Origin of the sequence: Clostridium vitabionis (genome assembly GCF_015351765.1) — a bacterium.
GTDB lineage: Bacteria > Bacillota > Clostridia > Lachnospirales > Lachnospiraceae > Clostridium_R > Clostridium_R vitabionis.
Window position 1 is genome coordinate 71,278 of record NZ_JADKQA010000001.1, and the last position, 25,215, is coordinate 96,492.

A 25,215-nucleotide genomic window follows, 5' to 3' on the forward strand; every position below is an offset into this window, starting at 1 on the left:
CTTTGCGGGAAATGCGGCGGCTGATCTTTTGCCGCTGCCTCGTTGCGGGAAAATCAGAATTATGCTATCGTAGAATCACAGGGGACGGTACCGCTCCCTGTGATTTCGTTATGCAAAGTACTGGATTTCGGGACAGGAGGAGGCTGAATGTTGCCATATCTTCTGCTCGGCGCCGGCATCTTCGGCGCCGACACACTGCTCAAGGACAGGATCGAAAATGGAAAACCGGAGGATTATCCCCGGGATCTCGCGGGCACCGGGGGGAAGGTGGCCATTTACCGGAGCCATAATCCGGTTTTCTCCTTTAAAATCCTGAACCGGCATCCGGAGCTCGTGAGGACGCTTCCCCTCTGCCTCACCTCCGCCTCGGCGGGGATCCTGATGCACCTCTTCACCAGGGAAGATTCCGGTAAGCTGGAAAAGCTGGCATACACCATGATCACGGCAGGCTCGCTGAGCAACCTCCTGGACCGGATGCGCCGCGGATATGTGGTGGATTATCTCTGCGTAAAGCGGGGACCGCTCCGGAAGGCGGTTTTTAATCTCGGTGATGTCGGCATTGTGTCGGGAACACTTCTCGCCGAGGCGGCTGTGCTGCTTCCGGGGAAACCCCATGTCACTGCCGCGGAGGGCGGAAAAGCCCGGAAAGGCGCGGGCTTTGCCGCACTCTGCCGGCTGCTCAGGAAAGGAAGTTATATTCTTGGATTCTAACGACAGTGTCCGATTGTGCGTTCTCATTGTCCTCATCATTTTTTCGGCGTTTTTTTCCTCCTCGGAAACCGCGCTCACCACAGTCAACAAGATCCGGATGAAAAATCTGGCGGACAGCGGGGATAAGCGGGCGAAAACCGTGCTGAAAATCCTCCAGAAGCCGGACAAAATGCTGAGCGCCATCCTGATCGGGAACAATATCGTGAACCTCTACGCGTCGTCACTCTCCACCGTGCTGGTGACCAGCGTGTTCGGCAGCCGGGTGGTGGGCGCCGCCACCGGCATCCTGACCCTGCTGATCCTGGTCTTCGGCGAGATTTCCCCGAAGACCGCCTCGACGCTTTATGCCGATGAGATTTCCCTGCGGATTGCCGGGATCATCTGGTTCTTCATGCGCTTTCTTACGCCCGCGATCGTGCTGGTCAACAGGCTGGCATTTCTGGTGCTCCGGATTCTCCGGGTCGACCTGCACCGGAAGGGGGACACGATCACGGAGGATGAGCTCCGGACGATGGTCGAGGTCAGCCATCAGGAGGGAGAGATTGAGGAATCCGAGAAGAAGATGATCAACAACGTCTTCGATTTCGGGGACGCGGTCGCCCGGGATGTGATGGTGCCCCGGGTGGACATGACCTTCGTCCGCGCCGACGCCACGTACGACGAGCTGATGCGGATTTTCCGGAAGGAGAAATACACCCGCTACCCGGTTTATGAGGATTCCTCCGATGATGTGACCGGCATCCTGAACATCAAGGATATCCTCCTCCGGGGACAGGACGACAATTTCAACGTCCGCGACTACCTGCGGAAGCCGTTCTTTACCTTTGAGATGAAGCGGGTTTCCGACCTGATGGTGGACATGCGGAAGGGAAATGTGAACATCGTCATCGTGATCGATGAGTACGGCGTCACGGCGGGCCTGATCACCCTGGAGGACATGCTGGAGGAGATCGTCGGGGAAATCCACGATGAGTACGATGACGATGAGGACAACAATTTCCGCCAGGTGAACAGCCGCGAGTATGTCGTCGAGGGGTCGATGAACCTTGGCGACATCGATGAGCGCCTGGGCATTTCCCTGGAGTCCGAGGATTACGACTCGATCGGCGGCCTGATGATTGGCCTTCTGGACCACCTGCCCGCGCAGGGTGAGACGGTCATCATCGACCGGATCCGCCTCACCGCGCAGCGGGTTCGCGGCAACCGGATCGACAAAGTGCGGATCACCCTGCCGGAAAATGGCGCGCCCATGGAGAAACGGCAGAATTCCGGCCGCCCTGCGGAGAATTAAGCCTGAGGGAGAATACAGCGGGTTCCGGGCGCGGGGTTATGCGGCAGGGTTGCTGCCGGCGGGCAAAAACGATTGCAGGAAATTTCCGGCTATGCTATAATTCGACGGGAAAGCGCACAGAGGCTTTGTGATCTGCGCATGACTGCGAACAGCAGTTCTGATAAAGCAGCGATAGGAGGAAATGACAATGAAGCATGTTAAGACACTGACTTCCAGCACACTGAAGAACAGCATGACCAAGGGCGGCTGCGGCGAATGCCAGACTTCCTGCCAGTCCGCATGCAAGACAAGCTGCACGGTCGGCAATCAGACTTGCGAGAACGAGAATCGGTAATTTGGTCGTCCGAACATTCAGGCGGGGCGTTCATCGTCCCGCTTGCGGTTTTTCCGGAGAAAATTTCAGGGCGGAGACAGGATGGACAGAAAACAGGCAAAGCAAATACCCCGGCCGCGGATGTTTTGGCGGGAGTATGTGTTTTGTCTGTTTTGTGCGCGCTTTGTCACTGCCCGGGGCACCTGCCGCAGGCGCCACGGGCATCGGGCAGAGCGGAACTTCGCGAGATAAGGGGATCTGAACAGTTACCGCATTTTGATCATAACAGGACAGCGAGGAAATCACAGTGATTCATCAGTTTATTAACAACGGATACTATATCGTTCTCGATGTAAACAGCGGCGCCGTGCACTCGGTGGATGAGGAGATGTACGACGTCATCGGGGAGCTGGCGAAGCGCGTGCCCGACATGGCGAGGCCAGAGAAGCTCCCGGAGGGCGCCCGCAGGGAGACCGTGGAAGCGCTCAGCGGGAAATACCCGGCCGGGGAGATCGCCGAGTGCCTCGATGAGGCCCAGGAGCTTGTGGATCTCGGCGAGCTTTTCGCCGCGGATGTCTATCAGCGGTTTGTCACCGATTTCAAGAAGAGGAAGACGGTAGTCAAGTCCCTCTGCCTGCATATCGCCCACGACTGCAATCTGGCCTGCCGCTACTGCTTCGCCGATGAGGGCGAATATCACGGCCGCCGTTCCCTCATGAGCTATGAGGTCGGCTGCCAGGCGCTGGATTTCCTGATTGCGAACTCCGGCCACCGCACAAACCTCGAGGTGGATTTCTTCGGCGGGGAGCCGACGCTCAACTGGAAGGTTGTGGAGGACCTGGTCGCTTACGGCAGGAAGCGCGAGAAGGAGACCGGGAAGCATTTCCGTTTTACCGTGACGACGAACGGCGTGCTTCTGGACGATGAGAAGATCGATTTCTGCAACCGGGAGATGAGCAACGTCGTGCTGAGCCTTGACGGGCGGCGCGAGGTCAATGACCGGATGCGCCCGTTCCCGGGCGGCGGCGGCAGCTATGACGTCATCGTGCCGAAGTTTCAGCATTTTGTGGAGCGGAGAGGCAAGAAGGACTATTTCGTCCGGGGGACATTTACCCGGTACAACAAGGATTTCGCCGCGGACGTGATCCACTATGCGGATCTCGGTTTCGACAAGCTGTCGATGGAGCCGGTGGTTGCCCCGCCGGAAGCCCCGTACGCCATCCGCGAGGAGGATCTTCCGGAGATCCTCGAGCAGTATGATCTCCTTGCAAGAGAATATATCAAGCGGGCGAAGGAGGGGCGCCCGTTCAAGTTCTTCCATTTTATGATGGATCTCTCCCAGGGGCCGTGCGTGGCGAAGCGCCTCGCGGGCTGCGGCTCCGGAACCGAGTATCTGGCGGTGACCCCCTGGGGTGACCTCTACCCCTGCCACCAGTTCGTGGGCAATGAGAAGTTCCTTCTGGGAAATGTCCGCGACGGGATCAAGAACACGGAGATTCAGGACGAGTTTAAGCTCTGCAACGTCTACGCCAAGGAAAAGTGCCGCGACTGCTACGCCCGCTTCTACTGCAGCGGCGGCTGCGCGGCCAATTCCTGGAATTTCCACGGGACGATCACCGATGCCTACGACATCGGCTGTGAGATGCAGAGAAAGCGCATTGAGTGCGCGATCATGATCCGGGCTGCACTCGGCGATCTCGGCCAGGATGACGGATACCGGCCGAAGGATCCGTCGGAGGAATGAGCATAGAGTTTCCAAGAAATGAGAATAAGGAGAAACAAAAGACCATGAAGAAGAACAAAGTAATGAACTTCCTCGGCCTGCTGCTGGTCATCGCGGCGATCGCGCTGTTCGGCTGGTTCGGCTATACGTCTCTCGATGATATCAAGCTCGGCCTTGACCTGGCCGGCGGTGTATCCATCACCTATCAGGCGAAGGGCGATCCGACATCGGAGCAGATGTCCGATACCATCTATAAGCTGCAGCAGAGGGTGCAGAACTACAGCACCGAGTCCGAGGTCTACCAGGAGGGAAGCGACCGGATCAACATCGATATCCCGGGTGTGTCCGACGCCAACTCCATCCTGGAGGAGCTGGGGAAGCCCGGATCCCTCACCTTCGTGGATTCCCAGGGCAATACCATCCTCGACGGAACCCATGTGGCGAGCGCCCAGGCGGGAATCGACAAGTCCGACGCCACCAAGGGCGACCAGTATGTGGTTTCCCTGACCTTCGACGATGAGGGCACGAAGGCATTTGCCGACGCGACCACCAACAACGTGGGCAAGCCGATCTACATCATCTACGATGACGAGATTGTCTCCAGCCCGGTTGTCCGTGAGGCGATCACCGGCGGACAGTGCCGGATCGACGGCATGAAGGATTACGAGGAGGCGGAAAACCTCGCTTCCACGATCCGCATCGGCTCCCTCTCCGTTGAACTCGAGGAAATCCGTTCCAACGTGGTCGGCGCAAAGCTCGGCCAGGAGGCCATCGCCACGAGCCTCAAGGCCGGCGTCGTCGGCTTCGCCGCGGTCTGCATCTTCATGATCGCGTTCTACTGGCTCCCCGGCATTGCCGCATCCCTGGCGCTCAGCCTCTATGTCGGCCTTATCGTGATCCTGCTGGCAGCCTTTGAGGTGACGCTGACGCTGCCCGGCATCGCCGGTATCATTCTCGGCATCGGTATGGCCGTGGACGCGAACTGCATTATTTTCACCAGGATCCGTGAGGAGATCGGCCTTGGAAAGACCGTTCACTCCGCGATCAAGACCGGTTTCCAGAAGGCCCTCTCTGCCATCATCGACGGCAACGTCACCACCCTGATTGCCGCCGCGGTGCTGTTCTGGAGAGGATCGGGCACTGTGAAGGGCTTCGCGACAACGCTTGCGCTCGGTATCATCCTGTCCATGTTCACCGCATTGTTTGTGACCAGGTTTACCCTGTACCGTCTCTATGGGCTTGGCTTCTCCGATCCGAAGTTCTACGGGACGAAGAAGGACAGGAAGCCGATCCATTTCCTAAAATACCGGAAGATCTTCATCACCTGCTCCCTGGCGGTCATCGTCCTCGGCTTTGCGGCTATGGGGATGAACGGGGTGCGCGGGAAGCAGATCCTGAACTACAGCATGGAGTTCACCGGCGGGACATCCACCAATGTGACGTTTAATGAAGATATGAGCCTTGAGGACATTTCCTCGAAGGTTGTCCCGGTGGTGGAGAAAGTGACCGGGGACGCGGATGTGCAGACCCAGAAGGTCACCGGCACGAACGAGGTCATCATCAAGACGCGCGACCTTGACCAGCAGGAGCGCGAGGAGATGAACCAGCTCCTTTCGGATAATTTCGGCGTGGACAAGGATAAGATCACGGCGGAGAGCATTTCCGGCTCCGTGAGCTCTGAGATGAAGCGTGACGCGATTCTCGCGACCGCCATCGCGACGGTCTGCATGCTGCTCTACATCTGGCTCCGGTTCAAGAACATCACCTTCGCGGGGAGCGCGATCCTGGCCCTCTGCCACGATGTCCTGGTGACGCTCACCTTCTACGCGATGCTCCGGTGGAGTGTGGGCAGCACCTTCATCGCCTGCATGCTGACGATTGTCGGCTATTCGATCAACGCCACGATCGTCATCTTCGACCGTATCCGCGAGAACCTGAAGCTCCGGAAGCAGGGACAGTCGATCGAGTGGATCGTCAACAACAGTATCACCCAGACATTGTCCAGAAGTATCAACACCTCCCTGACGACCTTCATCATGGTCTTCGTGATGTATATTCTGGGGGTGTCCTCGATCCGCGAATTTGCGCTCCCGCTGATGGTCGGCATTGTCTGCGGTACCTACTCGTCTGTATGCCTGACCGGCAGCATGTGGTATATCTTCAACATGCGCAGGGCTAAGAAGGATGCCGCGTTTGCCAATGAGGAGAAGCTGGTTGCCGCTGCGGCAAAGACGTCGGATGAGCCCGGCGCGGCTTCCGCCGGCAGCGCGCCTGTCGGAACAGCTTCCGCTGCTCCGGCCGGGAGAATGGCAAAGCCGGTGAAGAAGACCGCTGAGGAGAAGGCTGCCCAGTCCAGGGCCGCGCTTGAAAAGGGCAAGGCCGCCAAGGCTGCCCGCGTCGCCGAGGCGAAGGCCGCGGAGGAGAAGGCTGCCGCTGAGGCGGAGGAAGCGAAAAAGGCCAGAATCCGCGAGCAGCTTGCCAAAGAGGAAGCGGCAGGGACAGAGCCCGACGCTGAGAATGGTGCCGCGGCAGCAGGTCCTTCCGGGGCGGATTCCGCAGCCGGCGCCGGCGGAGAGGATAAGAAAGACGAATGACCTACAAGATTCTAGCCAGAGACGGGCGGGCAAAGCGCGCCCACATGGAGACGGTTCACGGGACGATTGAGACGCCGGTCTTCATGAACGTGGGAACGGTTGCCGCGATCAAGGGGGCAGTCTCCACGGATGACCTCCGCGGGATCGGCACGCAGGTGATGCTCTGCAATACCTATCACCTGCATGTCCGCACCGGGGATCCGCTGATCCGCGATCTCGGCGGCCTGCACCGCTTTATGAACTGGGACAAGCCTGTGCTCACCGATTCCGGCGGCTTCCAGGTATTCTCCCTGTCGGGCCTTAGGAAAATCCGTGAGGAGGGCGTGACCTTCCATTCCCACATTGACGGGCACAAGATTTTCATGGGGCCGGAGGAGAGCATGCAGATCCAGTCGAACCTGGCCTCCACGATCGCGATGGCCTTCGATGAGTGCCCGCCGGCGCTTGCCGACCGGGATTATGTGGAACAATCTGTCGCCCGCACGGAGCGGTGGCTTCTCCGCTGCCGTGAGGAGATGGACAGGCTGAATGGTCTTCCGGGGACGATCAACCGGGAGCAGCTGCTCTTCGGAATCAACCAGGGCGCTGTCTACGAGGATATCCGGGTGCGGAATGCGGACCAGATCTCGGAACTTGACCTTGACGGCTACGCGGTCGGCGGCCTTGCGGTCGGCGAGTCCCACGAGCAGATGTACCACATCCTGGATGTCGTGGTTCCCCACCTTCCGCTCGAGAAGCCGACCTACCTCATGGGCGTCGGCACGCCGGCAAATATTCTGGAAGGCGTGGAGCGCGGGGTGGATTTCTTCGACTGCGTCTATCCGTCCCGGAACGGACGCCACAGCCACGTATACACGGATCACGGCAAGCTGAACCTGCTGAACGCGAAGTATGAGCGGGATCTCCGGCCGATCGAGGAAGGCTGCGGCTGCCCGGCCTGCCGTTCCTATTCCCGCGCCTATATCCACCACCTGTTCAAGGCGAAGGAGATGCTCGGCATGCGGCTTTGCGTGTTGCACAATTTATATTTTTATAATAGAATGATGAAAGAAATCCGGGAGGCCATAGAACAGCAGCGTTTTCACGAGTACAAGGCGGAGAAGCTCGCGTCGATGGAAGCCGGAGAATAACAGTTCCGGTCGATTCCGGTTTGGTGTACAGGAGGAAACAGCATGAGCACAATTGGTTGGGTCGTATACCTTGTTGCCCTCATCGCCCTGATGTATTTCATCGCGGTGCGTCCGCAGAGCAAGGAGAAGAAGAGGCATCAGGAGCTGATGAACTCGGTCGCCGTGGGCGACAGCGTTCTCACCTCAAGCGGATTTTACGGTGTGATCATCGATATGACCGATGATACTGTCATCGTGGAATTCGGCAGCAACAAAAACTGCCGTATCCCGATGCAGAAGGATGCCATCGTCCGCATCGAGAAGCCGGACAACGCCTGATCGATTTTCCAGGGGGAGCGCCTTCGTCCGGCAGGGGCGGAGGATCCCGCAAAAAGGAGCCGCCGTGGCTGTACCGCAAGGGTATGGCCGCGGCGGCTTTTCTCTATGTCGTCCGAATGGGGGTAACTGTTCGGCTCCCGCATCTCGCGGAACATTGCCGCACTCGGTATGGGGGTCACACATTTTTCCGCACCGGCACTTGCATTTCAAACCATAAGTTTATATTATAGTAAAAAACATTAATATGAACGGAGGCAGAATATGAACTATTCGATTGCTGTGATTCCCGGTGACGGCATTGGCCCGGAGATTGTCCGCGAGGCCTGCCATGTCCTTGACCGTGTCGGGGAGGTTTACGGCCATCAGTTTTCTTACACGGAAGTGGATATGGGCGGCTGCTCGATCGACAAGTACGGCGTCCCGCTGACGGACGAGGCGCTCGAGACGGCGAGGAAGAGCGACGCGGTGCTGCTCGGCGCGGTCGGCGGCAAGGTTGGCAATTCCCGCTGGTATGATGTCGCCCCGAACCTCCGCCCGGAGGCCGGCCTTCTGGCGATCCGCAAGGGGCTCGGCCTGTTTGCGAACCTCCGTCCGGCTTACCTTTTTGATGAGCTGGCATCTGCCTGCCCGCTGAAGCCGGAGATCATCGGCGACGGCTTTGACTTGATCATTGTCCGCGAGCTGACCGGCGGCCTGTATTTTGGTGCCCGCCACACCGAGAAGGTGGACGGCGTGGAGACGGCGGTCGACACGCTGACCTACAGCGAGAAGGAGATCCGCCGGGTGGCGGTCAAGGCCTTCGAGATCGCCATGAAGCGGAAGAAACATGTGACCAGTGTAGATAAGGCCAATGTCCTGGATTCCTCCCGCCTCTGGAGAAAGGTCGTGAATGAGGTGGCGAAGGATTACCCGGAGGTGACCGTGGATCATATGCTCGTGGACAACACCGCGATGCAGCTGGTCATGAATCCGCGCCAATTTGACGTCATCCTGACGGAAAATATGTTCGGCGACATCCTCTCCGACGAGGCGAGCATGATCACCGGATCTATCGGTATGCTGTCCTCCGCGAGCCTCAATGAGAGCCGGTTCGGCCTCTATGAGCCGAGCCACGGCTCCGCGCCGGATATTGCCGGCCAGGACATCGCGAATCCGATCGCCACGATCCTCTCGGCGGCGATGATGCTGACCTATTCCTTTGACCTGGATCGGGAGGCACAGGCTGTGCAGGTCGCGGTAAAGCAGGTTCTCGCTGAGGGATACCGCACTGCGGACATCATGTCGGAAGGCAAGACGAAGGTCGGGACGGTGAAGATGGGAGAGCTCATCTGTGAGCGGATCCGCTGATCTGGCCATTGATAAGATGAATACATTTCACCATAAAGATGAGAGTAAGGAATGACAAACGCAAATATATGCGCTATAATAACCCCTACCGGCGCGGGAGGTGCCGGAGAAGCGAAACGAATGGACAGCTTGTCTCGAAGATAACGGAGGTTCCCATGAAAAGTGATTCGGTAAAGAAAGGTATCGCGCGCGCGCCGCAGCGCTCCCTGTTCAACGCGCTCGGCATGACGAGCGAGGAGATGGCCAAGCCGATGGTCGGCATCGTCAGCTCCTACAATGAGATTGTTCCCGGCCACATGAATATCGACAAGATCGTCGAGGCGGTAAAGCTCGGTGTCGCCGAGGCGGGCGGAATGCCGGTGGTCTTCCCGGCGATCGCTGTCTGTGACGGCATCGCCATGGGGCATGTGGGCATGAAGTATTCGCTGGTGACCCGTGACCTGATTGCGGATTCCACCGAGTGTATGGCACTCGCCCACCAGTTTGACGCCCTGGTGATGGTTCCCAACTGTGACAAGAACGTCCCCGGCCTCCTCATGGCCGCGGCGAGAATCAATGTTCCCACGGTATTTGTCAGCGGCGGCCCGATGCTTGCGGGGCATGTGAACGGCAGGAAGAGAAGCCTGTCCTCCATGTTTGAGGCGGTCGGCTCCTACGCGGCGGGAACAATGACCGAGGACGACGTGGAGAATTATGTCGAAAATGTCTGCCCGACCTGCGGCTCCTGTTCCGGTATGTACACGGCGAACAGCATGAACTGCCTGACTGAGGTGATCGGCATGGGCCTTCGCGGCAACGGCACGATTCCGGCGGTATACTCCGCGCGCCTCAAGCTCGCCAAGCATGCCGGCATGGCCGTTATGGAGATGTACCGGAAGAATATCCGCCCGCGCGATATCATGACGCGCGAGGCTTTTGAAAATGCCCTTACCGTGGATATGGCTCTCGGCTGCTCCACGAACACCATGCTGCACCTTCCGGCGATCGCTCATGAGGCGGGCGTTGAGCTCAATATGGAGATGGCGAATGAATTCAGCAGCCGCACGCCGAATCTCTGCCATCTGGCTCCGGCAGGCCCGACCTACATCGAGGATCTCAACGAGGCTGGCGGCATCTATGCCGTGATGAGCGAGCTGAAAAAGAAAAACCTGCTTCATCTGGACTGCATGACGGTGACCGGGAAGACGGTCGGCGAGAACATTGAGGGGATCGTCAACACGAATCCTGAGGTCATCCGTCCGATCGACAATCCCTATATGCCGGAAGGCGGCATCGCCGTCCTCAAGGGCAACCTTGCTCCCGATACCGGCATCGTCAAGAGAAGCGCTGTCGCTCCGGAGATGATGAAGCATGAAGGTCCGGCGAGGGTCTTCGACTGCGAGGAGGATGCCATCGCGGCGATCACCGGCGGGAAAATCCATCCGGGAGACGTTGTCGTGATCCGCTATGAGGGGCCAAAGGGCGGCCCGGGCATGCGGGAAATGCTGAATCCGACGTCCGCCATCATCGGCATGGGCCTCGGCTCCTCCGTTGCGCTCATCACCGACGGGCGCTTCTCCGGCGCGTCCCGCGGGGCGGCGATCGGCCATGTTTCCCCGGAGGCTGCTGTCGGCGGCCCGATCGCGCTCGTTCACGAGGGGGATACGATTTCCATCGATATCGAGCACAACGCCCTGAATGTCCTGGTTTCCGATGAGGAGATGGCGAAGAGAAAGGCAGAGTGGAAGCCGAAGGAGAGACACCTGACCGGGTATCTTGCCCGCTACGCGAAGCTGGTGACCTCCGGCAACCGCGGCGCGATACTCTCCGATGGAAACGAGAAAGCGTAATCAGAAGACAAGGCGCTTTTCTGCTTGTATAAAGAAAAATACAGGAACTGTTCCGGAACCCCGCATCCCGCGAGAATTTGCTTTACGGGATGCGGGGTTCCCGGCGCTTCCCCCGCATGTGCTGAACAGGAATATGATATTTTTTTCTCAATAAGGAGTTGAATAATCCGCACGGATGAGTTTATAATGATTTCCTAGTATTATCTACAAAACAGAGAGGAGATTTATTATGAGCAGAGTCTACAATTTCGCTGCAGGGCCGGCAGTTCTGCCGGAGGAAGTCCTGAAAGAGGCTCAGGCAGAGATGCTTGAGTATAAGGACACCGGCATGTCCGTTATGGAGATGAGCCATCGATCTAAGGACTTCCAGAATATTATCGACGCCGCGGAACAAGACCTCCGCGACCTGATGAATATCCCCGATAACTATAAAGTCCTGTTTATCCAGGGCGGCGGCAATACCCAGTTCGCCATGGTTCCAATGAACCTGATGAAGAACCGCGTAGCGGACTATATCATCACCGGCCAGTGGGCAAAGAAGGCATGGAAGGAAGCGCAGATCTTCGGCACCGCCAACGCGATTGCCTCCAGCGAGGACAAGACATTTTCCTATATTCCGGACTGCTCTGACCTTCCGGTTGACGAGAACGCGGATTATGTCTACATCTGCATGAACAATACGATCTACGGCACCTGCTTCCATGAGCTGCCGAACACCAAGGGCAAGGATCTGGTGGCAGACATTTCCTCCTGCTTCCTGTCCGGACCGCTGGATGTGTCGAAGTTCGGCATCCTCTGGGGCGGCGTGCAGAAGAATGTCGGCCCGGCAGGGCTTGCGATCGCCATTGTCCGCGAGGATCTGATCCGCGAGGACGTCCTCCCGTACACCCCGACAATGCTGAAATACAAGACCTATGCGGACAAGGGATCCCTCTACAACACCCCGCCGTGCTACAACATTTACATCTGCGGCAAGGTCTTCAAGTGGCTGAAGGCGATGGGCGGCCTTGAGGTGATGCAGAAGCGGAACGAGGAGAAGGCAAAAGTTCTCTATGATTTCCTGGACAGCAGCAAGCTCTTCAAGAGCACCGTCCGTCCGGACTGCCGTTCGCTGATGAACGTCCCGTTTGTCACCGGCGACAAGGATCTGGACGCTAAGTTCATCGCCGAGGCGAAGGAAAATGGCCTCGTCAGCCTGAAGGGGCACCGCACGGTCGGCGGCATGAGAGCCAGCATCTACAACGCGATGCCGAAGGCGGGCGTGGAGAAGCTCGTGCAGTTTATGGAGAAATTTGAGAAGGAGAATCTGAAGTAATCATGAGACAGATTTTAACGCTGAACGCGATTTCGAAGAAGGGACTGGAGCTTTTCCCAGATACTTACGAGGTTTCTGATGACGCCAAGGAGCCGGAAGGCATTATTGTCCGCAGCGCCAAGATGCATGATATGACGTTCCCGAAGAGCCTCCTGGCCATCGCCAGGGCCGGCGCGGGCGTCAACAATATCCCGCTTGACCGCTGCGCGGACGAGGGCATCGTGGTATTCAACACCCCGGGCGCCAACGCGAACGCGGTGAAGGAGATGGTGATCGCCGACCTGCTGCTTGCTGCCCGCGATATCCGCGGCGGCATGGCCTGGTGCGAGAGCCAGAAGGATAATGACAACGTCGGCAAGGACATGGAGAAGGCGAAGAAGCAGTTCGCCGGCCATGAGCTCCTCGGCAAAAAGCTCGGCGTGATCGGCCTCGGTGCCGTCGGCGCCGAGGTGGCCAACGCGGCCTCCGCCCTGGGAATGGAGGTATACGGCTACGATCCGTTCATCTCGGTCAATTCCGCCTGGAAGCTGGTGCGCGATGTCCGCCATATCAAGGATGTGGAGACCATCTACCGCGACTGCGATTACATCACGCTGCACACACCGCTCCTCGATTCCACGAAGGGCATGATCAACAGAGATGTGCTCGCGAAGATGAAGGACGGCGTGGTTATTGTCAACTGCGCCCGCGACCTGCTCGTGAACGACGAGGATATGGCCGAAGCCCTGAAGAGCGGGAAAGTCAGGACCTATGTCACGGATTTCCCGAATGCCGCGGTCAACAAGATGGAGCATGTGATCGCGACCCCGCATCTCGGCGCTTCCACCGAGGAGGCGGAGGACAACTGCGCGAAGGCGGCTGTCCGTGAGGTGATGGAATATCTGGAGAACGGCAATATTCTCAATTCCGTCAACTATCCGAACTGCGACATGGGCGTCTGCGCGACAAAGAAGAGAATCGCCATCCTTCACCAGAACGTGCCGGACATGATTTCCCAGTTTACGGGCTTATTGTCCAAGAAGGGGCTCAATATCGACAACATGATGAACAAGAGCCGCGGCAAATACGCGTACACCATGTTCGATTTTGATTCCGACGTGAGCGCGGATACCATTGAAAAACTCACCGCGATCGAGGGCGTCATCCGCCTTCGGGTGATCAAATAATCGAAAGATCAGGACAGACAGGGCTGCCGGGGGAGAGGACTGCGATTTCTTCCGGCAGCCCCTTTCCGGCTTGAGGGAGGAGAAGATTATGGCACAGATCCGTCCATTTGCCGCGGTTCATCCGGCGGCAGGATACGAGCGGCGCGTGGCCGCGCTGCCCTATGATGTAGTGACCAGGGCGGAGGCGGAGGAGATTGTCCGAAAGGAGCCGCTGTCCTTTCTGCATATCGACCGGGCGGAAACCTGGTTTGACCGCACCGTGGACACCTATGACGACCGCGTCTACGCAAAGGCGCGTGAAACTTACCGGAAAATGCTCGCGGACGGAATCTATGTCCGGGATGAGAAGCCCGCGTATTATCTCTGCGAGATCACGATGGATGGGCATACACAGACCGGGATCGCCGCCCTGGCCTCGGTGGATGACTATCTGTCCGGGGAGGTTCGGACGCATGAGGATACGCGGCTTGAGAAGGAGCAGGACAGGATCCGGCACATTGGCCGGGTCGGTGCCCAGACGGGGCCGATCCTTCTGGCCTGCCGGGCAGGAAAATCCCTGCGGGAACGGATCGCTGCGATCCGGGAGCGGAAGCAGCCTGCCTGCGATTTCGTCTCGGGGGACGGCATCCGGCACCGGGTATTCCGCGTGGATGATCCGGAGGATATCCGGGCAATCACGGAAGGTGTCCGCGATGCCGGGACGCTGTACATCGCCGACGGCCATCACCGCGCGGCCTCGGCGGTGAAGGTTGCCCTGATGAGGAGAAAGGAGAACCCGGGATATACCGGGAACGAGGAATACAATGTATTCCTCTCGGTCATTTTTCCGGAGGATGAGCTCCGGATCTTCCCATACAACCGGGCGGTGAAGGATCTCGGCGGCATGACAGCGGAGGAATTCCTCACGAAGATCCGGGCATCCTTCGAGATTCTCCGGAGAGTGCCGGCGGGGGAGATTGCCGGCCCCGACCGTCCCGGCGACGGGAGAATCCCGGAGAAAAAAGGCGAGATCTGCATGCTCCTGGATGGCTTATGGTACACCCTCAGGGCGAAGCCGGAGATCCTCCGGGAGGACGACCCCGTCGCAGCCCTGGATGTCTCCATCCTGCAGGACAACCTGCTCGGGCCGGTCCTGGGCATCCGGGATCCCCGGACGGACACCAGGATCCGGTTTGTGGAAGGCCTGCGGGGGACAGATGAACTTATGGCGGAGATCAGCCACGGGTTCCGGGTGGCATTTTCCATGATGCCGACGTCGATGGGGGAACTCCTCCGGGTTGCGGACGCGAGGGAGAAAATGCCGCCGAAGTCCACCTGTTTTGAGCCGAAGCTCCGGAGCGGGCTTTTGATCCACGATCTCGAGGAACCCCGGACGAAGTAATTTGCCAAGCGGCGGGGAGAGAGTATAATAGGGGGAGAAATCAGGGGGAGGTTCGGCGATGAGAGACCAGGATTATCTGCGGCTTTTGTCGGGAAGGTATCCGACACTGCGCGCTGCCGCGGCGGAGATCATCCATCTGCGGGCAATCGAGCAGCTGCCGAAGGGGACAGAGTATTTTTTCAGCGACCTGCATGGGGAAAATGAGGCATTTATCTATCTTCTCCGCAGCTCGTCGGGCATCATCCGGGACAAAATACGGGAGACTTTCGGGCATTTTATCTCCGAGGCGGAGGAAATCCAGCTTGCGAACCTGATCTATTTTCCAGACCGGGTTATCCGGAAAATGCGGGCGGACGGGGAGTTTACCGAGGATTACCAGAAGATCGCGATTTACCGGCTGGTCAGGATCGCGAAGGTGGTGTCGTCAAAATATACCCGCCGCAAGGTTTTTAAGAAGGTTCCGCAGGATTTTGCCGATATTATCGACGAGCTGCTGAATGTCGATGAGAACGACGCCAACAAGAAAGATTATTTCGACGAGATCGTCCGTACGATCATCGCCACCGGCATCACGGAGAACTTCATCCAGGATCTCTGCCGCCTGATCCAGAATCTCACGATCGACAATCTGCATATTCTCGGGGATATTTACGACCGGGGGCCGCGGGCGGACCTGATCATGGATGAGCTCATGCATTTCCATGATGTGGATATCCAGTGGGGAAATCACGATATCGCCTGGATGGGGGCCTACTGCGGAAACCGGGCGCTGATCTGCGACGTCGTCCGCATGGCGATCAGCTACAACAGCTTTGATATCCTCGAGGACGGCTACGGCATCAACCTGCGCCCGCTCTCCATGTTCGCGGCGAAGGTGTACGGGGATGATCCCTGCAGCCGCTTCCTCCCGCACGAGTGGGACCGCAATGTCTATGACGCCGTGGATTCCGCCCTGGCGGCGAAAATGCACAAGGCGGTATCCATCATCCAGTTTAAGCTGGAAGGGCAGATCATCCACCGCCATCCGGAATACCGGATGGATGGCCGGAGCATGCTGGAGCAGGTGGACTATGAAAAGGGAACCGTCCGGTCCATGGGCAGGACGTACGAGATGAAAGACATGAACCTGCCGACGGTGGATCCGAAGGATCCGCTCAGGCTGACCGCGGAGGAGGAAGAACTCCTGCGGACGCTGGAATTCTCGTTCCGGCACAGCCGCCTGCTCGGCCGCCATATCGATTTCTTCTACACGAACGGAAGCATTTACAAGGTCTGCAACGGCAACCTGCTCTATCACGGCTGTATCCCGATGGAGAAGGACGGCTCGTTCGAGAGCATGAATTTTGGCGGGCAGGCGTACGCCGGCCGGGCGCTGATGGACAGGGTCCAGTCCGTGGTGCAGAATGCCTATTATCTTCCGGAGGATGACCCGGGAAAGGGAGAATGCGTCGATTTCCTCTGGTATCTCCAGTGCGGCCCGAAATCGCCGGTCTTCGGCAAGGATCACCTCGCGTCCTTCGAGCACTATTTTGTGGACGACGCGGCGCCGAAGAAGGAGAAGATGAACGCCTACTACGACCTCAACGGAAAGCCGGAAATCTGTGAGAAGATTCTCAAGGAGTTCGGCCTCCCGGTGGCAGGCTCGCACATCATCAACGGCCATGTCCCGGTGCGGAGGAAGGACGGCGAATCCCCGGTGAAGGCCGGCGGGAAATTTTACATCATTGACGGCGGCCTTTCCAAGGCGTACCAGCAGAAGACGGGAATCGCCGGCTATACGCTGATCTATAATTCGTGGCACCTGATGCTGGCGGAGCATCGACCCTTCGATCCGGCAAGTGAGAACACGCCGCGCCTTAAGGTTGTGGAGGAGATGCCCGCGAGGGTCATGATCGGGGATACGGACATCGGCCGGCAGATGGAGCAGAAAATCGAAGACCTGCAGGAACTGGTGGCAGCGTACCGGAACGGTACCATCAAAGAGAACAATCGGACAGGAGACAGAAATTGAGAAGAACAGAGTTCCTCGAAGCCCTTCGGGACGCGCTGAACAGCGAGATTGCCCCGGAGGACATCCGCAATAATCTGGATTACTATGATCAGTATATCCGCTCGGAGATGGCAGGAGGAAAGAGCGAGGAGGAGGTCACGGATGAGCTCGGTGACCCGCAGCTGATCGCGAAGACCATCATCGATACGGCGGCGGCCGGCGGCTCCGCTTCCCCGGAGGGCTATTCACCCGCTGACGGATACGGGCCGACCGGGGATACCACCGGGGAGAGCGGCGGAAGTGATATCGCCCGGGAAACCAGGGAGAGCCGTAAGCGTGAGGACACGGAAGAACAGGGCCGCGATGGCGGGCATGTTCATTTCCATGAGATCGACCTGGGCAAGTGGTATGTCCGCCTTGCCGCGGTGCTGATCGTGTTTTTTGTGATGTTCCTGCTCTTCCTTGTCCTCGGCGGAGCCTTTGTCTTCATCTTCCGCTACGGCGGGGTAATCATCTGCTTCCTGCTGGTCTATTGGCTGATCCGCAGGCTTTTCGGGTGAGAATGGCGGCGCGTGTTATCCGCGGGCATATCGGATGAGAATGGTGCCGGACAGAGAAACGGAAAAGAATTACGTGGTTAGGGCGGCTGCCTGGATGAGCGGGCGGCGGCCCTTTTTTCTGCCGCAAGCATGGAAGATTCAGAATGATAAAAATATAATATTATACGCGCATAGATATAATAATTCAATAAAATATTTTAAAATTGGATATTCTGTCATTTTTCTTGACGGATTTCTGGACAACGTGTATAAATTAAAGTATAATGCTTGGGTAGTTTTGCCGGAAATATAAAATCAATATAGAGGTTTTTATGTACAGTTTTGACAGCAGGGTAAGATACAGCGAGACGGACGAGAACGGCAGCCTGTCTCTGCTCAGCATGATGGATTATCTTCAGGACTGCTCGACCTTTCAGTCCGAGGATCTGAACGTCGGGTTTGCCCATCTGGCAGAGAAGCATTGTGCCTGGTGGGTGTATTCCTGGAATATTGAGATTCTCTCCATGCCTGAGCTCGGAAGCCGGATCCGGATCGCCACCTGGCCTTACCGGTTCCGCGGTGTCTTCGGATACCGGAATTTCGTGATCCGGGATGAGGAGGGGCGTGACCTCGTCCGCGCGGACTCTGTCTGGTTCTTCTACAATGTGGAAAAGCACTGTCCGGCGCGGCCCGATAACGAGGATGTCGTTCCCTACGGGATGGAGGAGAGGCTTCCTATGCCGGAGATGCCGCGAAAGATGCGTCTTCCGGATGAGATGGAGGAGATGCCGGGCATCCTGGTGATGCGCCATCATCTGGATACCAACCGGCATGTGAACAATGCCCAGTACATCGAGATGGCGAGAGAGTCGGTTCCGGCTGCGTTCCGCCTCGGCGGTGTCTGGGCGGAATACCGGAAAATGGCGGTACTCGGGGATACGCTGATCCCGTTCCGCGCAAAGACCGACGAGGGCTGGCTGGTTTCCCTCAGGAAGCCGGACGGGCAGGTGTGCGTCAATGTTCTGCTCAGGGAGAAGAACAGCGGGAAGCAGGGAGGAGAGATATGATGCGGCTGGGCGAGGTGCAGGAGCTTACGGTTCTCCGGAAGGCGGATTTCGGGGTCTTCCTCGGGGAGAATCCCGGGGATGAGGAGTCCGTGCTCCTTCCGGGAAAGCAGGTTCCCGAGGGGACGGAGATTGGGGATAAGATCCGGGTATTTCTCTACCGGGATTCCCGGGACCGCTTGATCGCGACGACCGCGGAGCCGAAGATCCACCTCGGGGAGACCGCGGTGCTGCCGGTCCGCCAGGTGACGAAGATCGGCGCTTTCCTCGATATGGGTCTGGAGAAGGATCTGCTCCTCCCCTATCGGGAACAGGTTTATCCGGTAAAGGAAGGCAGCAGCTGCCTGGTAGCCCTCTACATCGACCGCAGCGGGCGCCTCGCGGCCACCATGCGGGTTTACAAGTACCTGTCCGCGGATTCCCCTTATCAGAAGGATGACCGTGTTGCCGGCACGGTTTACGAGATCAGCGACGCCTTCGGCGTCTATGTCGCCGTGGACGACCGGTACTGCGGGCTGATCCGGAAATCCGAGGTTTATCGGGAATTCCGCCCCGGGGACAAGGTTGAATGCCGGGTACTCAAGGTGCGCGAGGACGGAAAGCTGGATCTCACCACCCGGGACAAGGCCTATCTCCAGATCAGCCAGGACGCGGAGCTCGTGCTCCGGGTGATCGACGAGTATGCGGGGGCGCTTCCCTTCGGGGAAAATGTCCGGCCGGAAGTGATCCGCCGGGAATTCGGCCTCAGCAAGGCAGCGTTCAAGAGAGCGGTCGGCCATCTCCTGAAAGAGGGAAAGATTGAGATGACAGAAAAAACCATCCGCCGCGCCGCAGAGGGCGGGGAGGTTAAGAAGTAAAGGAGAAGGGGATATGATTTCAAATCAGATACTGCAGAGCAATATCGACGGGATGAAGGAGATCACAAGGGTGGACTTCTGCATCTGCGACACCGAGGGGAAAACCCTGGCGTCCACATTTTCCGGGACAGAGGACTACGAGAAGTCTATCCTGGCCTTCGTGGAGTCCGAGGCGGACAGCCAGATCGTCCAGGGCTATCAGTTTTTCAAGGTCTTCGATGAGCATCAGCTGGAGTATATCCTGCTCGTCAAGGGCGAGAAGGACGATGTCTACATGATCGGGAAGATGGCGGTCTTTCAGATCCAGAACCTTCTGGTGGCCTACAAGGAGAGGTTTGACCGGGATAATTTCATCAAGAACCTTCTCCTGGATAACCTGCTCCTCGTCGATATCTACAACCGGGCGAAGAAGCTTCATATCGAGACCAACGTGAAGCGCCTGGTCTACATTATTGAGACCCACCACGAGAAGGACATGAATGCCCTTGAGACGGTGCGCAGCTATTTTACCGCCAAGACCAAGGACTTCATCACCGCTGTCGATGAGAAGAGCATCATCCTCGTCCGGGAAGTCAAGCCGGAGGAGACGTTCGAGGATCTGGAGAAGGTCGCACACGCGATCGTGGACATGCTGAGCCCGGAAAATGGGGAGAAGGTCAATGTGGCCTTCGGCACCGTGGTCGGCGAGATCAAGGATGTGTCCCGCTCCTACAAGGAAGCGAAGATGGCTCTGGATGTCGGCAAAATCTTCTACAGCGACAAGGATGTTGTCGCCTACAGCCGCCTCGGCATCGGCCGGCTGATCTATCAGCTGCCCATGCCGCTCTGCCGGATGTTCATCAAGGAGATTTTCGGCGGAAAATCCCCGGATGAGTTTGACGAGGAGACGCTGACGACGATCAACAAGTTCTTCGAGAACAACCTGAATGTGTCGGAGACCTCACGCCAGCTCTATATCCACCGCAACACGCTGGTATACCGCCTGGACAAGCTGCAGAAGATGACCAATCTCGACCTGCGCGTCTTTGAGGATGCCATTACCTTCAAGATTGCCCTGATGGTTGTGAAGTACATGAAATATATGGAAAATCAGGATTACTGATGATCAGGCTTGAACATGTCAGCAAGGTTTATCCCTCCGGGACGAAAGCCCTGAGGGATGTGAATATCGAGATCCGGGACGGGGAATTTGTCTTTATTATGGGAAGGAGCGGCTCCGGCAAGTCTACGCTGATCCGCCTCCTTCTCAAGGAACTGGAGCCCAGCGAAGGAATCATCACGGTGAACGGCGAGGTTCTCGGGAAAATGCGCCGGCGAAGCATTCCCCGCTACCGGCGGGAGATCGGCGTGGTTTTCCAGAACTTCCTCCTTCTCCGGGATCGGAATGTGTTCGAGAATGTCGCCTTCGCCCAGCGCGTGGTCGGCGTCCGCCCGGTGGAGATTCTGGCGAATGTCTCCCGGATCCTGGAGCTGGTCGGCCTGTCCTCCCGGTACAAGGCGCTGCCTTCCCAGCTTTCGGGCGGCGAACAGCAGCGCACCGCGATCGCGCGCGCCCTGGTGAACTGTCCCCGGGTGCTTCTCGCGGACGAGCCGACAGGCAACCTCGATGCGAAGACATCCCAGGATATCATGGAACTGCTCGATGAGATCAACCGCCAGGGAACCACGGTCGTTGTGGTCACCCACAGCCACGAGATTGTGCGGAAAATGCAGAAGCGGGTCATTGTCCTGGATCACGGCCAGGTGGACAGGGAAATCCCGGAAGGCAGTTTTGAGGAATGAGAATACAGACATTTTTCTATTGTGTATGGCAGGGAATAAAGAATATCGGCAGAAATCTCTGGATTTCGGCGGTCTCCGCCGCGAGTATCTGCGCGAGCATCTTTCTTTTCTGCCTGTTTTTTGGTATTGTCGTCAATGTCACCTATATCGTCCGCGGGGCGGAGGAGAAGGTCGGCATCACGGTCTTCTTCGACGGAAACCTGGATGACGGGGAAATCCGGAAGATCGGGGAGGAGATTAAGGCGCGCCCGGAGGTGAGGGATCTCACCTACATCTCGGCGGAGGAAGCCTGGGAGAGCTTTAAGAAGGAATATTTTCATGACAATGAGGATCTCGCGGAGGGATTTGCCGACGACAACCCGCTGAAAGAGTCATCCTCCTATGAGATCCACCTGGAAAGTATCGAGGACCAGGCAGCGTTCGTCCAGTGGCTCCAAGGTATTTCCGGCGTTCGGAAGGTCAATTATTCCCTGAACACAGCCGCAGGCCTCACGAGGTTCAACCGGCTGCTCAGCGCCGTCTCTTTGTCTATTCTGGTGATCCTGATTGTGGTTTCCGTGTTCCTCATCAGCAGCACAATCTCGACGGCGGCGGAATTCCACCGTGAGGAGACAAGGATCATGCGGCTCATCGGCGCGACCAATTTCATGATCCGCGCGCCGTTTGTCGTGGAGGGCATGCTCATCGGTTTTGCCGGAGCCGCGCTCCCGCTCGCTGCGGTCTATGTGCTCTACCGGAAGATCGCCGGCACCCTGCTGGAGAGGCTGGGCATGCTGTCCGGTGTCATCCGGTTCGTCCCCCTGGAGAAGATTTTTCCGCCGATGGCCTTGTCCGCCCTTCTTCTGGGCGTGGGCATCGGCTTTATCGGCAGCTTTTTTGCGATCCGCAGGCAGCTCCGGGTGTGAGCAGGCGTTTTCGGCATTTCAGATACTTTTCGGGCAGAGGTTTCGTGCATTTTCCAGGGCTTGCCCCGTGGGGAGCAGGCCGAAGAAGGGAGGCAGAAGGTGATGGGGGACAAGAAACGGAGATTTTTCCTACGTCCTGCGGCGCTTCTTCTTGCCGCGTCCTTCTGCCTGCCGGCGGCCTCCGCTGCCGGCCTTTTTTCCGCGGACAGCGCGCTGCCCGGGCAGCTCTTCCCGGCAGCCACTGTCTATGGGGCAGACAGGGCTGATGTGGACAGGGCAAGAGAGCGGGCGGACAAGATCCAGGAGGAGAAGGACAGGACAGATCAGAAGATCCGGGAGCTCCAGGGCGTCCGGGACAATGCCCTCGAATATGTGAAGCAGCTGGACGGCCAGCTCGGCCAGCTCCAGGATGAGCTGGACCAGATCGCGGTGAACCGGAAACAGACGGAGCAGGAGATCGAGGACACCGGGAAGAAGCTCGGCGAGGCTGAGGAGACCGAAAAAAAGCAGTACGCGGAGATGAAGCTCAGGATCCGCTATATGTATGAGAAGGGGGATTCCACCTTCCTCGATCTGCTGCTGACCTCCGGCTCCGCCGCGGAGCTGCTGAACCGGGCGGAATACATCGCCCAGATTACCGAATATGACCGCAGGAAACTGGACGAGTATAAAGCGACCAGACAGGAGATTGCCGACAGCAAGGCAAAGCTCGAGGAAGATCATCAGAACATTCTGGACCTGCAGGCGGAGACGGAGGCGAAGCAGCATTCCGTTCGGACACTTGCGGATGCGAAAAATGAGGAGATCAGCCGTCTTGCCGCCCAGATTGACTTAAATCAGGGGGCAAGCGATTCGTACGCCCGGGAACTTAAGGATGAGCAGGCGGCGATCGCGGCGATGGAGGAGGAAATCCGCGCCGCGGAGGCCGAGGCAGAGAGAAAAGCACAGGAAGCAGCCAGAGCCGAGGCGGAGAGAAAAGCGCAGGCAGAGGCCGCGGGAGCAGGCGGGGGAGTCGGCGCAGCCCCGGAGGCGGACAGCGGGAAGACCGTCTCGCCGGAGGCTGGGCCGCAGGAGAACCCTGAGGCAGATTCGGGGGGAAAAGCGGAGAAAAAAGCGGAGACGAAGGCCGGGCAGGACGGCAAAAGCGGGGGCGGGAGCACCACGGTGCGCGTGGTCAAGGGCTCGGGAAGCCTCGAGTGGCCGTGCCCGTCGAGCTCCACCATCACCTCCGGATACGGCGCGAGGAGCGCGCCCACGGACGGGGCATCGACCAATCACAGGGGGATCGATATCTCCGCGTCCTCCGGGTCAGGGATCGTCGCCGCGGACGGCGGCACGGTGGCCATCGCGGGGTACAGCTCCACGGCGGGCAATTATGTCATGATCACCCACGGGAACGGGCTGTCCACGGTGTATATGCACTGTTCGAAGCTCCTGGTCTCGGCAGGGGAGACCGTGGCAAAAGGCGAGACGATCGCGAAGGTGGGTTCCACCGGCGTCTCGACAGGCCCGCACCTGCATTTCTCCGTCCGGAAGAACGGAAATTACGTTAACCCGCTGAATTATGTAACCCCGTGAAGTACGCATGGTCAGGGCCGCGATGGTCAGCCCGCACGGTCATGAGCAGAAAGAAGGACATCAGTGTTGGATTCTCAGGATACGAAAAATAAGGGAAAAAGGGGCGGCTTCGGCCGCGGTTTTGCGGCGGGCGTTCTATGCACCCTGGCCGCCGGGGCAGGCGCACTCTCGTTCGGCGGGCCGTTTCTCGCCTCCAGGGGCATTGTGAAGATCGGTTCTTACGGGACGAGGAATGGTGTAACTTCCGGGCTGGACAGGACAAAGGTTGACCAGAAGCTGGACAGCCTCCAGCAGTTGGTGGATGAGAATTACCTTTTTACCGACCGCGTGGACGCAGGTGCCATGGAGGAAGGCATTTACAAGGGATTTGTGAACAGCCTCGGGGATGAATACACCGTCTACTATACCGCCGACGAGGCGAAGGACCTGACGGAGAGCCTGAATGGCGCCTACGTCGGGATCGGTGCGATCGTCAGCCAGGATCCTGAGACCAAGACGATCACTATCCTCCATGTTTATGAGAACAGCCCGGCGGAGAAGGCCGGCATGCAGGCGGGGGACACGCTGGTCAAGGTCGACGGCAGCGATGTTGCCGATTACGACCTGGATGTCCTGGTCAGCGACCACATCCGCGGGGAGAAGGGAAGCCATGTGACGCTGACCGTTTACCGGCCTTCCACCGGGGAGACGCTCGATCTGGATGCTGTCCGCGACCAGGTTGTCCTCCCGTACCTGAATTCCCGCCTGGAGGGGGATATCGGCATCATCCAGGTAGTCCAGTTTGACGGCGAGGTGGCGGATCAGTTCAAGAAGGCCGTGGATGACCTCCAGAGCCAGGGGATGCGGAAGCTGGTCGTCGATCTCCGGAACAATCCGGGCGGCGAGCTCAATTCTGTGCTCGCCATGATCGATTACCTTCTCCCCGACGGGAAGACGATGCTTTCCGTGAAGGATAAAAACGGGGTGGGGGAGACCTATACCTCAAAGGACGGGCACAGCGTGGAGATTCCGACCGTGGTGCTGGTCAACGGCCAGTCTGCGAGCGCCTCGGAGGTATTTACCGGGGCGATGAAGGACAACGGGGCGGCAACCATTGTGGGGACAAAGACCTTCGGCAAGGGGATCGTCCAGTCGGTCTACAGCCTTACCGACGGCAGCATGCTGAAGGTCACGACGGATCATTATTATACGCCGAACGGCACGGATATCCAGGGAACCGGGATCACCCCGGATGTTGAGGTGGAACCCGCGCAGGCTGCCGGGAACCAGGGCACAGGCGGCGCGGATGCGCAGGTGCCGCAGGGCCAGGATGGCCAGGACGCGCAGGCGGCGGACAGCCAGATGGAAAAAGCGAAGAAAGTTCTCGGGGAGTAAGGAGATAG

The 25,215-nt window shown here is 58.3% G+C and carries 21 protein-coding genes; all 21 read left to right on the forward strand.

Annotation, left to right across the window (positions count from 1 at the left end):
• The first annotated feature begins 147 nt into the window (after positions 1 to 147).
• A complete protein-coding gene (locus tag ISF27_RS00315; protein ID WP_194608058.1) occupies positions 148 to 711 on the forward strand; it encodes a signal peptidase II in 564 nt (187 codons plus the stop codon).
• Positions 701 to 2,002, forward strand: coding sequence for an HlyC/CorC family transporter (locus ISF27_RS00320; protein ID WP_194608060.1), 1,302 nt, complete (start codon positions 701 to 703; stop codon positions 2,000 to 2,002). The genes ISF27_RS00315 and ISF27_RS00320 overlap by 11 nt, the downstream gene beginning before the upstream one ends.
• 187 nt (positions 2,003 to 2,189) lie before the next feature.
• Entirely contained in the window at positions 2,190 to 2,336 is a 147-nt protein-coding gene (gene scfA, locus ISF27_RS00325) for a six-cysteine ranthipeptide SCIFF (RefSeq protein WP_194608062.1), read from the forward strand.
• Positions 2,337 to 2,622: 286 nt separating this feature from the next.
• Positions 2,623 to 4,059, forward strand: coding sequence for a thioether cross-link-forming SCIFF peptide maturase (scfB, locus tag ISF27_RS00330; RefSeq protein WP_194608064.1), 1,437 nt, complete (start codon positions 2,623 to 2,625; stop codon positions 4,057 to 4,059).
• Between the two features lie 44 nt (positions 4,060 to 4,103).
• The gene (secD, locus tag ISF27_RS00335) at positions 4,104 to 6,632 is read left to right on the forward strand and encodes a protein translocase subunit SecD (protein ID WP_194608066.1); all 2,529 of its coding nucleotides are present in this window, start codon (positions 4,104 to 4,106) and stop codon (positions 6,630 to 6,632) included.
• Positions 6,629 to 7,762 (forward strand): tRNA guanosine(34) transglycosylase Tgt, encoded by a 1,134-nt coding sequence (gene tgt / locus ISF27_RS00340; protein WP_194608067.1) that lies wholly within the window; start codon positions 6,629 to 6,631, stop codon positions 7,760 to 7,762. Before secD ends, tgt begins: the two co-directional genes overlap by 4 nt.
• Before the next feature lie 42 nt (positions 7,763 to 7,804).
• Positions 7,805 to 8,080 (forward strand): preprotein translocase subunit YajC, encoded by a 276-nt coding sequence (yajC, locus tag ISF27_RS00345; RefSeq protein WP_194608069.1) that lies wholly within the window; start codon positions 7,805 to 7,807, stop codon positions 8,078 to 8,080.
• 261 nt (positions 8,081 to 8,341) lie between these two features.
• Positions 8,342 to 9,427 (forward strand): 3-isopropylmalate dehydrogenase, encoded by a 1,086-nt coding sequence (gene leuB / locus ISF27_RS00350; RefSeq protein ID WP_194608071.1) that lies wholly within the window; start codon positions 8,342 to 8,344, stop codon positions 9,425 to 9,427.
• A gap of 155 nt (positions 9,428 to 9,582) precedes the next feature.
• Positions 9,583 to 11,256 carry a dihydroxy-acid dehydratase gene (gene ilvD, locus ISF27_RS00355; protein ID WP_194608073.1) on the forward strand — a complete coding sequence of 558 codons (1,674 nt, stop codon included), beginning with the start codon at positions 9,583 to 9,585 and terminating at the stop codon, positions 11,254 to 11,256.
• A 229-nt stretch (positions 11,257 to 11,485) separates the two neighbouring features.
• Entirely contained in the window at positions 11,486 to 12,571 is a 1,086-nt protein-coding gene (serC, locus tag ISF27_RS00360) for a 3-phosphoserine/phosphohydroxythreonine transaminase (RefSeq protein WP_194608075.1), read from the forward strand.
• Positions 12,572 to 12,573: 2 nt separating this feature from the next.
• The gene (locus ISF27_RS00365) at positions 12,574 to 13,737 is read left to right on the forward strand and encodes a phosphoglycerate dehydrogenase (protein ID WP_194608077.1); all 1,164 of its coding nucleotides are present in this window, start codon (positions 12,574 to 12,576) and stop codon (positions 13,735 to 13,737) included.
• 88 nt (positions 13,738 to 13,825) lie between these two features.
• Positions 13,826 to 15,118: a DUF1015 domain-containing protein gene (locus ISF27_RS00370; RefSeq protein WP_194608079.1), complete on the forward strand. Its 1,293-nt coding sequence runs from the start codon at positions 13,826 to 13,828 to the stop codon at positions 15,116 to 15,118.
• 58 nt (positions 15,119 to 15,176) lie between these two features.
• Positions 15,177 to 17,129, forward strand: a complete 1,953-nt coding sequence (locus ISF27_RS00375) for a fructose-1,6-bisphosphatase (RefSeq protein WP_194608081.1) — start codon at positions 15,177 to 15,179, stop codon at positions 17,127 to 17,129.
• A complete protein-coding gene (locus tag ISF27_RS00380) occupies positions 17,126 to 17,668 on the forward strand; it encodes an HAAS signaling domain-containing protein (protein WP_194608083.1) in 543 nt (180 codons plus the stop codon). The genes ISF27_RS00375 and ISF27_RS00380 overlap by 4 nt, the downstream gene beginning before the upstream one ends.
• 311 nt (positions 17,669 to 17,979) lie before the next feature.
• Positions 17,980 to 18,714 (forward strand): acyl-[acyl-carrier-protein] thioesterase, encoded by a 735-nt coding sequence (locus ISF27_RS00385; protein ID WP_194608084.1) that lies wholly within the window; start codon positions 17,980 to 17,982, stop codon positions 18,712 to 18,714.
• Positions 18,711 to 19,568, forward strand: a complete 858-nt coding sequence (locus ISF27_RS00390; RefSeq protein WP_194608086.1) for a CvfB family protein — start codon at positions 18,711 to 18,713, stop codon at positions 19,566 to 19,568. Before ISF27_RS00385 ends, ISF27_RS00390 begins: the two co-directional genes overlap by 4 nt.
• 13 nt (positions 19,569 to 19,581) lie before the next feature.
• Positions 19,582 to 20,670 (forward strand): PucR family transcriptional regulator, encoded by a 1,089-nt coding sequence (locus ISF27_RS00395; protein ID WP_194608088.1) that lies wholly within the window; start codon positions 19,582 to 19,584, stop codon positions 20,668 to 20,670.
• Positions 20,670 to 21,350: a cell division ATP-binding protein FtsE gene (gene ftsE / locus ISF27_RS00400; RefSeq protein ID WP_194608090.1), complete on the forward strand. Its 681-nt coding sequence runs from the start codon at positions 20,670 to 20,672 to the stop codon at positions 21,348 to 21,350. The genes ISF27_RS00395 and ftsE overlap by 1 nt, the downstream gene beginning before the upstream one ends.
• Entirely contained in the window at positions 21,347 to 22,255 is a 909-nt protein-coding gene (locus ISF27_RS00405) for a cell division protein FtsX (RefSeq protein ID WP_194608092.1), read from the forward strand. The genes ftsE and ISF27_RS00405 overlap by 4 nt, the downstream gene beginning before the upstream one ends.
• Positions 22,256 to 22,357: 102 nt before the next feature.
• Positions 22,358 to 23,833, forward strand: coding sequence for a murein hydrolase activator EnvC family protein (locus tag ISF27_RS00410; protein ID WP_194608094.1), 1,476 nt, complete (start codon positions 22,358 to 22,360; stop codon positions 23,831 to 23,833).
• A gap of 66 nt (positions 23,834 to 23,899) precedes the next feature.
• Entirely contained in the window at positions 23,900 to 25,207 is a 1,308-nt protein-coding gene (locus ISF27_RS00415; RefSeq protein WP_194608095.1) for a S41 family peptidase, read from the forward strand.
• Positions 25,208 to 25,215 lie beyond the last annotated feature (8 nt).

Bases quoted from the DNA above. Each gene is read 5' to 3' on its own strand.
- ISF27_RS00315 (WP_194608058.1), top strand. From the start codon at position 148: ATGTTGCCATATCTTCTGCTCGGCGCCGGCATCTTCGGCGCCGACACA.
- scfA (WP_194608062.1), top strand. From the start codon at position 2,190: ATGAAGCATGTTAAGACACTGACTTCCAGCACACTGAAGAACAGCATG.
- secD (WP_194608066.1), top strand. From the start codon at position 4,104: ATGAAGAAGAACAAAGTAATGAACTTCCTCGGCCTGCTGCTGGTCATC.
- tgt (WP_194608067.1), top strand. From the start codon at position 6,629: ATGACCTACAAGATTCTAGCCAGAGACGGGCGGGCAAAGCGCGCCCAC.
- yajC (WP_194608069.1), top strand. From the start codon at position 7,805: ATGAGCACAATTGGTTGGGTCGTATACCTTGTTGCCCTCATCGCCCTG.
- leuB (WP_194608071.1), top strand. From the start codon at position 8,342: ATGAACTATTCGATTGCTGTGATTCCCGGTGACGGCATTGGCCCGGAG.
- ilvD (WP_194608073.1), top strand. From the start codon at position 9,583: ATGAAAAGTGATTCGGTAAAGAAAGGTATCGCGCGCGCGCCGCAGCGC.
- serC (WP_194608075.1), top strand. From the start codon at position 11,486: ATGAGCAGAGTCTACAATTTCGCTGCAGGGCCGGCAGTTCTGCCGGAG.
- ISF27_RS00365 (WP_194608077.1), top strand. From the start codon at position 12,574: ATGAGACAGATTTTAACGCTGAACGCGATTTCGAAGAAGGGACTGGAG.
- ISF27_RS00370 (WP_194608079.1), top strand. From the start codon at position 13,826: ATGGCACAGATCCGTCCATTTGCCGCGGTTCATCCGGCGGCAGGATAC.
- ISF27_RS00375 (WP_194608081.1), top strand. From the start codon at position 15,177: ATGAGAGACCAGGATTATCTGCGGCTTTTGTCGGGAAGGTATCCGACA.
- ISF27_RS00385 (WP_194608084.1), top strand. From the start codon at position 17,980: ATGTACAGTTTTGACAGCAGGGTAAGATACAGCGAGACGGACGAGAAC.
- ISF27_RS00390 (WP_194608086.1), top strand. From the start codon at position 18,711: ATGATGCGGCTGGGCGAGGTGCAGGAGCTTACGGTTCTCCGGAAGGCG.
- ISF27_RS00395 (WP_194608088.1), top strand. From the start codon at position 19,582: ATGATTTCAAATCAGATACTGCAGAGCAATATCGACGGGATGAAGGAG.
- ftsE (WP_194608090.1), top strand. From the start codon at position 20,670: ATGATCAGGCTTGAACATGTCAGCAAGGTTTATCCCTCCGGGACGAAA.
- ISF27_RS00405 (WP_194608092.1), top strand. From the start codon at position 21,347: ATGAGAATACAGACATTTTTCTATTGTGTATGGCAGGGAATAAAGAAT.
- ISF27_RS00410 (WP_194608094.1), top strand. From the start codon at position 22,358: ATGGGGGACAAGAAACGGAGATTTTTCCTACGTCCTGCGGCGCTTCTT.